Annotated in this window: 7 protein-coding genes; 3 read left to right on the top strand and 4 right to left on the bottom strand. The window is 67.0% G+C overall.

The genetic code is table 11. The features are described from left to right. Positions 1–989 (bottom strand): protein kinase (locus MHX64_RS11760; RefSeq protein ID WP_239406335.1); only part of this gene is annotated, 989 nt, incomplete at its 3' end. Positions 990–1,014: 25 nt separating this feature from the next. On the opposite strand from MHX64_RS11760, the gene MHX64_RS11755 reads away from it, so the two are divergent. Further along, positions 1,015–1,377, top strand: coding sequence for an Rv2175c family DNA-binding protein (locus MHX64_RS11755; RefSeq protein ID WP_370642145.1), 363 nt, complete (start codon positions 1,015–1,017; stop codon positions 1,375–1,377). Here the strand turns inward: MHX64_RS11755 and MHX64_RS11750 are convergent. From MHX64_RS11750 to MHX64_RS11740, 3 genes are read right to left on the bottom strand one after another with little or no spacing between them, the layout of a single operon-like run. Further along, positions 1,280–2,785, bottom strand: coding sequence for an alpha-(1->6)-mannopyranosyltransferase A (locus MHX64_RS11750; RefSeq protein ID WP_181889612.1), 1,506 nt, complete (start codon positions 2,783–2,785; stop codon positions 1,280–1,282). The two genes, MHX64_RS11755 and MHX64_RS11750, sit on opposite strands and share 98 nt — an antisense overlap. Further along, positions 2,785–3,867, bottom strand: a complete 1,083-nt coding sequence (locus MHX64_RS11745) for a polyprenyl synthetase family protein (RefSeq protein ID WP_239357630.1) — start codon at positions 3,865–3,867, stop codon at positions 2,785–2,787. The genes MHX64_RS11750 and MHX64_RS11745 overlap by 1 nt, the downstream gene beginning before the upstream one ends. A 44-nt stretch (positions 3,868–3,911) precedes the next feature. Further along, complete coding sequence (locus MHX64_RS11740) at positions 3,912–4,475, bottom strand: GNAT family N-acetyltransferase (RefSeq protein WP_239357628.1); 564 nt, start codon at positions 4,473–4,475, stop codon at positions 3,912–3,914. A 152-nt stretch (positions 4,476–4,627) separates the two neighbouring features. Here MHX64_RS11740 and MHX64_RS11735 point away from each other — a divergent pair, with 152 nt between their 5' ends. Next, positions 4,628–5,065: an SAV_6107 family HEPN domain-containing protein gene (locus tag MHX64_RS11735; RefSeq protein WP_370642144.1), complete on the top strand. Its 438-nt coding sequence runs from the start codon at positions 4,628–4,630 to the stop codon at positions 5,063–5,065. A gap of 90 nt (positions 5,066–5,155) precedes the next feature. Beyond that, complete coding sequence (locus MHX64_RS11730) at positions 5,156–5,548, top strand: DUF3040 domain-containing protein (protein ID WP_181888743.1); 393 nt, start codon at positions 5,156–5,158, stop codon at positions 5,546–5,548. The last annotated feature ends 101 nt before the right edge of the window (positions 5,549–5,649 follow it).

Genomic DNA, 5,649 nt, shown 5'->3' with positions numbered 1-5,649 from the left:
GGAGAGACGCGGGTGGGGGCGTCGTCGCCGGGGAAAAGGCGCTGGTGGGCCGCGCCACCCGCACCGCCAGCCCCCGCGGCCAGTCCGAAGTTCGTCGGGTGCTCGGCGGCGCGGTGCGCGGCGGAGTTGCGCGGCGCCGGCACGGTGTAAGACGGAAGCCGCAGCTCACTAGCTACGTCGTCCAGCGCCGCCAAAAACTCTGCGGCGTTATGGAACCTGTCGTGCGGGTTGCGGGCGGTGGCGGTGGCCACGAGCTCGTCGAAAAGCTTGGGCACCCCGGCGATCAGCGACGATGGCGCGGGCACGTCGGAGCGCAACCGGGCGTACGCGTGGGCCAAGGGGGTCTCGCCGCTGAATGGGGTGCGGCCGGTGAGGAGTTCGAAGAGGACGATGCCGGCGGAGTAGACGTCGGAGGCGGCGGTCAGCGCCCCTCCGTCGACCTGCTCGGGCGAGAGGTAAGCGACGGTGCCGACGATTTGGTCGGTGGATTGGGTGGTTTCGGCGGCGGCGCGCACGAGGCCGAAGTCGGAGAGTTTGACGCGGCTGGAGGCGTCGATGAGTACGTTGTCAGGTTTGATGTCGCGGTGCACCATGCCTTTCGCGTGCGCGACCGAAAGCCCGGTGAGCATGCCGCGCATCACGGCCGCGGCGGCGTGCGGGGGCATGGGGCCGCGCTCTGCCAGCAGCTCGCGCAGGGTGCCGCCGGTGATCAGCTCCATGATCAAAAATACTTCGCCGCCGGATGCGGAGAAGTCGTACACGTTGACCAGGTTCGGGTGGCTGAGCTGCGCCATTGCGCGGGCTTCGCGGCGGAATCGCTCGCGGAACACTTCGTCGTGCACGTACTGTTCGTGCATGACTTTCGCGGCCACTTCGCGCCCGAGTCGCGCGTCGACGCAGCGGTAGACGGTGGCCATGCCGCCGCGGGCGATTGGGCGGTCGACAACGTAACGCCCGTCCAGTGTCGTGCCTGCGCGCAAGGTTGCCATGTGCACCAGAGTAGAATCGCCGACCGTGAGCGCACAAACGAATCTTGAGCAATTGCTTATCGACGAAACCCTGCTGCCGTTCCCGGATGTCGCCGAGAAGCTTGGCGTGCCGGTGACCAAGGTGCACGACTACATCGGCGCGAAGAAGCTGGTGCACTACGTCAAGGACGGCAAGAAGGTTGTGCCGGCGAGCCTGCTCGGCGAGGACGGCTTGAGCAAGTTCGTCTCCGGCGCGATCACCGTGCTTTTCGACGGCGGCTACGACGCCGACGAGATCCTAGCGTTCCTGTTTACACCGGATGATTCTCTGCCGGGGCGTCCTGTGGACGCGCTGCACGGCCAAAAAGCTCGCGAAGTGATCCGCCGCGCGCAGGCGATGGCGTTCTAGCCGGATCCCTAAACAGCCACTCCACCGCCACGACGGCGGCGGTCGCGGCAAAGGCGAGGAACCACATGTCGTAGAGGCGGTGGTTGCCGCTGCCCTTGAACGCCAGCGCCACGACTATTGACGCCCCGACGGTCACCCGCACCACCCAAGCCGGCGGCTTAAACGTGCCAGCTAGCGAGATGACGGAGGCGTAGTACCAGGGCAGCGTCACCGCGTTGGCGGCAAACGCCACAGTGTATGCGGCGGTGGTGCCGGCGACGGCGCGGCGCTCGTAGGCCTCGCCGCGGCGGGGGCGGAAGATCCACCACACCACCGCCAGGCCAACCAGCATGAGCACGGAAAAGACGGTGCGGGTCCAGCCGAGGGCGGTGTTGTAGCGGAACGTGTCGTCGAAAAGCTGGAGCACCGGCGTGATCAGTTCGGCGGCGAGGGTGGGGCCGGCGAGCGGGTTGATCACCTTCGAGTTGCCGGTGATCTCTTCGAGCCACCCCCAGGTGGTGCCGGATGCCCACGTGACCAGCTGGATCACGGCGACGTTGACGGCGAGCGCCCACGCCCCGCCAGCCACGAGCATGCCGGCGGCGCCAAGCGTGGTGGTGCTGCGGCGCTGGACCATCAGCCAAACCACGAACGGCAGCGCCACCGCGGCGGTGGCTTTCAGCGACACCGCCAGGGCGATCAGCGCGATGCCGGGGGTGCACCAGCGGCTGCGCAGGCACGACAGAAGGCCCACGCTGACCAGACCGACCATGACGGCCTCGTTGTGCATGCCGCCAATGAGGTGCAGCAGCATCACCGGGTTGGCCGCGCCCAGCCACAAAGCGAGCGCGGGATCGCCGCCGATCTGCGTGGCAATGCGCGGCAGGGCCCACACGATCAACGCGAAACCCGCCAGCGAAATCAGCCGGTAGACCACCAGGCCCAACGTGACGTTCTCGCCGACCAGCCACGTCACCGCCTTGCCCACGCCGAGGTGCAAAGGACCGTACGGCGTGGTGGTGTTGCGCCAGTCGTGGGAGACCTCCCACAGGTACGGACCCGGGTTGACGGCGGCGCCTTCGGAGTACGGGTCGAAGCCGTCGCGAAGCATCGCTCCCTGCATGAGGTAGGAGTACACGTCGCGCGACAGGATCGGCGCGGACAGCGCGAGAACGCCCGCCCACCAGCACACGCTGCGGCGCACCTGCGCCAGGCCGGGCCGGGTTTTCCACAGCAGCACCCACGCCACCACCAGGCCGAAAATGCCGGCGGTGAGCAGCACGTCCATCAGCGCGCGGCCGTGCCCGTAGGACAGGTGCTCCAGGCCCACCGCGCGCAGCAGGCCGCCGCGGTAACGGGTCGCGCCGGCGCCGAACGAGCCCACGGCGATCAGCGCGCAGGCGGCAACGCCCAAATGTTGCGGGCGCATCACATCCGCCGGTCGGTGGCCTTGTGCGCGAGCACGGTGAGCGCTTCAACGGCGGCGTCGTTGATGCCGGCGCCAGCCAAAAAGCCCAGGCCGGAGGCGGTGAGCTCCTCGATGCGCGCCTCCACCGCGTCTTCCGCGCCGCTGGAGCGGATGAGCGCTGCTAATCGACGCAGCTCCGCCTCGTCCTCCGTCTTCCCAATCCCGTCACGTAGCTCTTGCGCGGCGGCCGGGTCCGCCTGGTCCAGCAGCTCGAGGGCGGTGGCGAACAGTTCCGTGCGCTTGCCTTCGCGGATGTCGTCGCCGGCCGGCTTGCCGGTCACCGCCGGGTCGCCGAACACGCCGAGCAAGTCGTCGCGCAGCTGGAACGCGATGCCGATGTCGCGGCCGTAACCACGGAAGGCGTCGATAAGCGAATCGCCCGCACCCGCAAGCGCCGCGCCCAGGTGGAGGGGGCGCTCGATGGTGTACGCCGCCGTTTTGAACCGGTTGACGCGGTTGGCCATCTCCACGGATTCGCTGCCGAGACTCTCCAGCATCATGTCCAGCAGCTGGCCGCCGATGACCTCGGTGCGCATGCCCACCCACGGCTCCGCGGCGCGTGCGAGCGCGTCCTGGGAGACGCCGGAGTAACGCCACATGTCCTCAGCCCAGGCGAGTGCGAGGTCGCCGAGCAGGATCGCTGCGTTCGTGCCGTAGAGCTCCGCGGAGCCGAGCAGGTCCTGGCTGCGGTGCTCCGCTTCGAGCGCGCGGTGCACCGTGGGGTTGCCGCGCCGGGTGTCGGAGGCGTCGATGATGTCGTCGTGCACCAGCGCGCACGCCTGAATCAGCTCCAGCGAACTCACCGCGCGGAGCACTGCCTCGGGGTCCTCGGTGCCGTGAAGACCGCCGGCGCCGACGAACCCGGCCCATCCGTACGTGGGGCGCACGCGCTTGCCGCCGCCGAGGACAAAGCGCCGCAGGTGGCCCACGGCGTGGGCGACGGGCTCACCAATGGTTTCGACAGCTATCGCGCGCTCGTCAAAAAACGCTGCAAGATGCTGTTCTACCTGTGCCGGTACGTCCTCGAGCCCAAGATTTTTCACGCCCACGCTCCTCGTGCCTGAAATTCATGCTTTCCCTGCAAACCCTACCCAGTGCGGTTTTGCAGATCGAGGGCGAGGATGGCGAAGGGCCGTTTATCTCCCTCATAGAGGAAATTGCGCGCCACGTCCGTGAAACCGAACTTTCGGTAGAGTCCGAACGCGTTGTTCGCCTCGCCCGCAACCTCCGGAGTGGACAGCAGCGCCCAGCGTGTCGGGGCTTCCCGCAGCAGCTCCGTGAGCAGGCGGGAGCCCAGACCATTGCCTTGCAGGGCAGGGGAGACGTGCACCTCCGCGACCTCGAAGTAGCTGCGCAGCATGTCCCGGTCCTGATCTGTGATCCCGCCGTTCGCCTCCATCGCGCGCACGAGTTGGCGGTCCCACCAGCGCTCCCGGGTGCCGATGAAGCCGTAGGCGATGCCCACGACCTGGCCGCCCTCGATCGCCGCGATCGCAGTGAAACCGGGGGAGCGTACCTCGCCTTTCCACACCTGAATGCGTTGGCGGCGCATGGACCGCGGGTACCCCATGGCCTCGATATAGATGTCAACGAGCGTGGGGACGAGCATCAGGAACTCGGCTGCCGTGAGGCGCTGGATGGTTGCAGTCACCCCTCTATGGAAGCACTTGCGGGTGCGGGGCGTGACAAGAACCCAAACATTGGTTCGAACACACGTTCGTTTGAGGGGCCGGTGGTGTCGAACGGGTGTTTTAGGGTGAGCCCATCACTTAAACGAAAGCAATGTTTGCGCAGGAGGAAGCGATGATGGGAAGCGTAGTTTCGGCAACAACCGGTGCGGTGTACGGGCGGGGCGCGCGTATCAGCAAGGCGGACCAGTTCCTGGCCGCGGCCGAGGAGCTGATTGGACTGGCGCACGATGATTTTGAGGCTGGCAGGCACGACGTGGCGATGGAAAACGCCTACCGTGCGGCGCTTCGGGTCGCCGGGGCGCGGAACGCGGGCTCGCCGGTCGTGCGCAAGCGCAAGCGGCTGCCCACCAGCGCGTGGGACAAGCTCGCGCTCACGGGCGACGACGGCGCGCATTGGGCGGCCGTGTTCAAGCGCTATTCGGCGCAACGCGGCAGGGTGGCGTCCGGCATTGAAACGGATCCGGGCGCGGCCGTCGTGCACCGCTTACTTGCGGATGCGGAGGAGTTCTACCTGTCCACCCGTGCAGGGGAGGTGCCGATGGCCGCCTAGCGGGACGAAAGTGGGACACGGGAACAATCTGCGTACCATGGCCGTTAATCGGATATTGTCAGTCCGCCATCGGTATCTGGAGAGTGAGCAGTGTCTCTATCTGAGCAGGAAATGCGGGCGTTGCGCGAAATTGAGCAGTCGCTCTTCGCGGACGACCCGAAATTCGGTAGCAGTGTCGTGACTGAATCTGGCTTCGGTTCCGCGCCCAAGACGGGGCGATTGACCATGCGCAGCGTCGCGCTGATCGTCCTGGGGCTCGTGCTGCTGCTCGGCGGCGTGGCACTGGCGAGCTTGAGCATTTGGACGATTGTGCTGAGCATCATCGGCTTCGCAGTCATGCTCTTCGGCGGCATCATGGCCCTGCGCACCCCGTCGAACCAGTCGTCCCCGTCCGCGCGCGCGTCCAGGCAGGCAAAGCCCCGCACCCAGCGCAGCGCCAGCATGGAGGAAAGCTTTCGTCGGCGTTTTGAGGACCGTCAGTAATATTTAGCGGCATCTGCGGCAGCGCCTTCCCGGCATAGCGGGAGGGCGCTTTTTCGTGCCCGCCGCAGATGCCGCTAAATATTACTGACGGTCCTCAAAAC

The organism is Corynebacterium sp. ACRPZ (assembly GCF_022346205.1).
GTDB classification, from domain to species: Bacteria; Actinomycetota; Actinomycetes; order Mycobacteriales; family Mycobacteriaceae; genus Corynebacterium; species Corynebacterium lehmanniae.
Note: the sequence above shows the minus strand (reverse complement) of the source record. Positions and strands in the feature narration are given on the sequence as shown.

Bases quoted from the DNA above. Each gene is read 5' to 3' on its own strand.
- MHX64_RS11750 (WP_181889612.1), bottom strand. From the start codon at position 2,785: ATGCGCCCGCAACATTTGGGCGTTGCCGCCTGCGCGCTGATCGCCGTG.
- MHX64_RS11735 (WP_370642144.1), top strand. From the start codon at position 4,628: ATGATGGGAAGCGTAGTTTCGGCAACAACCGGTGCGGTGTACGGGCGG.